The sequence below is a fragment of the Mycoplasma sp. HU2014 genome (assembly GCF_001199495.1).
In the GTDB taxonomy this organism is placed as follows: Bacteria; Bacillota_I; Bacilli_A; order Mycoplasmatales; family Mycoplasmataceae; genus Mycoplasma.
On record NZ_LFYS01000027.1, the window covers coordinates 1 to 3,347 of the forward strand.

2 protein-coding genes and 3 pseudogenes are annotated in these 3,347 nt (G+C 23.2%); 1 reads left to right on the forward strand and 4 read right to left on the reverse strand.

All coding sequences use genetic code 4. The features are described 5' to 3' along the window. The coding region (locus tag AB668_RS01460) for a transposase (RefSeq protein WP_050517310.1) at positions 1 to 600 on the forward strand (600 nt) is incomplete at its 5' end. A gap of 59 nt (positions 601 to 659) precedes the next feature. Here the strand turns inward: AB668_RS01460 and AB668_RS06085 are convergent. From AB668_RS06085 to AB668_RS05690, 4 genes and pseudogenes are all read right to left on the reverse strand, one after another. Then, a pseudogene (locus AB668_RS06085) lies at positions 660 to 1,042 on the reverse strand (DUF7226 domain-containing protein). Beyond that, positions 1,033 to 1,434: pseudogene (locus tag AB668_RS06090) on the reverse strand (DUF6997 domain-containing protein). The pseudogenes AB668_RS06085 and AB668_RS06090 overlap by 10 nt, the downstream one beginning before the upstream one ends. A 17-nt stretch (positions 1,435 to 1,451) precedes the next feature. After that, positions 1,452 to 2,674: pseudogene (locus AB668_RS01475) on the reverse strand (ATP-binding protein). A gap of 376 nt (positions 2,675 to 3,050) precedes the next feature. Continuing rightward, a partial coding sequence (locus tag AB668_RS05690; protein WP_050517313.1) for a hypothetical protein occupies positions 3,051 to 3,347 on the reverse strand: 297 nt, incomplete at its 5' end.

Here is a 3,347-nt window from a genome sequence, read left to right on the forward strand (position 1 = left end):
TATATATTTCCTATAAAACGTTCTTTGAGTATTTTACATAAACTTAATATTTATGATATGGAAGAAAAATTTAGCAATAAAGACAACACCATTTTTTACAAAAAACTAAAGCATGAAAACAAATTTTATTATGCTTTTAGAGATAATAATAGATTTTCAAAAGAACACAGTGACTATTTAAAAAGTAAAAAATATACAATAGAAAATTATAAAAAACTAAAAGATAAGTTTGGAACTATAGTTTATATATCTAATCAAGATCTAGAACCAATTGATATTTATAAAATGTACAAACAAAGATGAGAAATTGAACTAGTTAACAAGTTTTATCAAGATAACTTGAACCTTAAAGAAGTAAATAAAAAGAGTGATATTTCAATTTATGGAGCAGAATTTATTAAAATGCTTTCTACATTTATTGGTTATAGAATAAAAAATAAATTCGAAGAAAGAGGTTTCTTAAATGAAAAAACTTTTAGTGAAGCACTAAAAGTATTTAACTCTTATAAAAAATACAAAATAAATATTATAGGTGATTCTTGAATAGTTGGTAAAATTTCAAAAAAGGATGAAGAAATGATTTTATCTTGTCTTATATAGTGTATATTTTTGGAATTCTTTAATTAAGCAGACTTTTTGAATTTAATCTATATGTAATGTTATTTGTTTTCATAATAAGTATTAATAAGACTAAATATTCACTTTATTCAAGCAATTACAGATCTAGATCTTCTATTAACAAGGTTTTTACTTGTAATATTTGCATCTAACATCATATTTTCTACTATATTTTTATTAGGTAACTCTTTATTATTATAAGTTTGTAAAAATAGTTTATTAAATATTTTATGTTCTAAAATTAAACTAATTTTAATTGACTTTGTTTATATGAAAGTTTCATTAAATTTCTATCAAATTCAGTTAAACAGATTATCTTTTTATTATTTATGTTTTTCTTTTCTCATAATTTTAAATATTTATTAGCATTGTAGTAATAATTAGTTTGTCTCATATCGAAATTCATTAACTCAGCTATTTGCATTTCAGATATATTAGAATTGATAATCTTTCTAATATATCAATTATTCTTCAAAATGAATCAGTTTGAATAAAAGTTGTTTTACTTTGATTTAGATCATCGCTATATATAACTTTATTCTTTAAATAAACTTCATAAATTTCTTTGATAGTTATTCTAGGGTCACATAATGAATAGTTTTTTCGTTTCATTAGTTTAATAGAATTAGGATCGTTTGGATCATTAAACACATATTCAAGCAATCTAATTTGATTAGAATAATTGACAAATACTGATCTTATTGGTTTATTAACTTTTTATTTTCATAATCTATAAGGATAATATAATTGTCTAATGTTAAAATCTATTTCACTTGTAATTTTTGCTTCTAAAATAATAATAGAATTATTATTTATTTAAATATATACTACATTTATAAATCTATTATATTTTTATCCAATAAAAATTGCTTTAAACCTATAAACAAAATCCCGTTTTCATCATGTCTTGGGATAATATCATCTCTAACAATAACAATCTTTTTAAAGTTATCTTTAACAGTTAATAATGACTTGATTTCTTGGTCTTTTTTTCTTTAGTGTAAACATTTTGTGCATACTGAATATAGTATTTCTTATGATTTTTGTTAATAATGAAATCAATTTCTAGTTGTTTAGTTTTTTTAGAATTATCTTCAACAAATTCATATTCAATCATTCCAACATCAACATTATAATCTCTTTTAATTAACTCATTGTATATAACATTTTCCATAATGTGATTATCTTCAATTTGTCTTAAGTTTAAACGAGCATTTCTCAAACCATTATTTATAAAATAATATTTTGAAATTTTTTTGAAATAATCACTACCCTTTATATCAAATCTCTCAGCTTTTTTTATTAAAAAACTTTCTACACAATAATCAATGTGCTTTTTAATAGTGTTGTGCGAGATCTTAATTTTATTTTCTGAATCAAATCTTTTTGCTAACTTACTCAAACTCACTAATGAATCCACAGAAGAAGCTAAAAAATCTAATAATATTTCAAAAACAAGCTCATCATTTTTAATCTTATATCTTTCTAAAATATCTCTAATATAAGTTGTTTTAAAAAGATTTTTTAAGTATTTACTTTTTTCATCATCATTTTTTAAATTGTATACTTCAGGCATCCCACCGTATATCAAATAGTGAGTAAGTGCCTCGTCGTGATTTTCAAATAAATAACATATTTCATCAAATGAAAAGGGTTGTATAAATATTTCATCTCCTCTATCGCTAAATTGAGTTAATATTTCAGAAGATAACATTTTAGAATTACTTCCAGTTACATAAATATCTGCATTGTTTATTTTCATTAATCCTAAAATTGTATCAACAAATGTTATACTTGGATTTGTTTCTTCTACATACGGGTTTTTTACTGCATAACAAAATTGGATTTCATCAATAAAAATATAATATCTCTCATTATTAATTATTTTACTTCTGATATATTTTCCTAATAGAATAGGGTTTCTATATTTAATATTTTCATCCCCATCAAGTTGTAGGGTTATTATTTGTTCTTCTTTAACTCCTATTGATATCAAATAATTTTTATAAAGCGTAAAAAGAAGTTCTGATTTTCCGGATCTTCTAATTCCTGTTATGACCTTTACTCTATTGTTGTCTCTATGATTATAACATTATAACCATTTTGCGAACAATTTAGTCGGATTTCCGACCTTTTTGTTCTTGAGTTTCTTTAGTAGTAAGTTGAGTTTAACTACTAACAATCTAATCAAATATAAAAAAACTTAATGATAAATATACATTAAGTTTTTAATTATATTAATTAAAAAACACCCGAGTGGATTGCCCAGTGAAGTAGTCGATGAACTATCAGGACTTGTTTCAGGTGTTAAGAATGAATGTTATCGCATATCATTCGAACTCAAAGAAAAATTAGGCTTATTGGATTAGTTTAATTTTCTAATTTCCTTTGATAAGATTATTATAACTTAAAAATTTAAAGGTTCATTTTGTTTAAAGACTACGAAGAACCCACGGAAAAATTTGGATTTCTACTGATCCTTCGTATTTAGTTGAGTTTTCTTTTGCTGAAAGTTTTAATTTATTACCTTTTACAGTTGTAACTTCTAATTCACTAGCTACTAAATTTGCATCTGCATTTTTTGCATTAACTGCTTCAACAACTTTTTCAACATTATCTTTATCTGTGTCAGTTACTACAATTCCAGTTTTAACTTTAACTAAATCAGTTAGTTTTTGTTTAGCAACTGGAGTAGGTTCTACAATGATTTGGATTTCTACTGATCCTTC